Consider the following 516-nt stretch of genomic DNA (forward strand, 5'->3'; position numbering starts at 1 on the left):
AGGCACCCTCAGCCTGGAAATCCTCCGCGCTCGGGGCCGGGCGAACACCTCGTTCGACTTCGACGCGGCCTGGCGCGCCGTCCAGCCGGACGACGTGCTCACCCTGATCTACACCTCGGGTACGACCGGCCCTTCGAAGGGCGTGGAGATCACGCACGCCAACGTGCTCGCCCAAGCCGCGGGAGTGGCACAGGTACTGGACTTCCGCTTCGGCGACCGGACCACCTCCTACCTCCCTTCCGCGCATGTCGTCGACCGCTTCACCTGCCTGTACGCACAGGCGATCTTCGGTGTGCAGGTCACGGTGGTGCCCGACATCAAGGAGATCGGCAAGGCGCTGCCGGATTGTCGGCCGACGATCTGGTGCGCTGTTCCCAGGGTCTGGAACAAGATCAAGCAGGCCGTGGAGCTCGGTATCGAGAGCGAGCCGGACGCGGGGCGGCGGGGGGCTGTCGGGGCGGTGCTGGAGACAGGCCTCAGGCGTACGCGCCTGCTGCAGGCGGGCAAGCCGGTCGA

General features: G+C 68.2%; 1 protein-coding gene. It reads left to right on the forward strand.

Going from position 1 to position 516, the window contains the following annotated elements; all coding sequences use genetic code 11:
* Positions 1-516, forward strand: a 516-nt coding sequence (locus tag IG99_RS43565; protein ID WP_037684591.1) for an AMP-binding protein, incomplete at both ends; no start/stop codon positions are given.

Source organism: Streptomyces griseus subsp. griseus, from assembly GCF_000720255.1.
GTDB classification, from domain to species: domain Bacteria; phylum Actinomycetota; class Actinomycetes; order Streptomycetales; family Streptomycetaceae; genus Streptomyces; species Streptomyces griseus_I.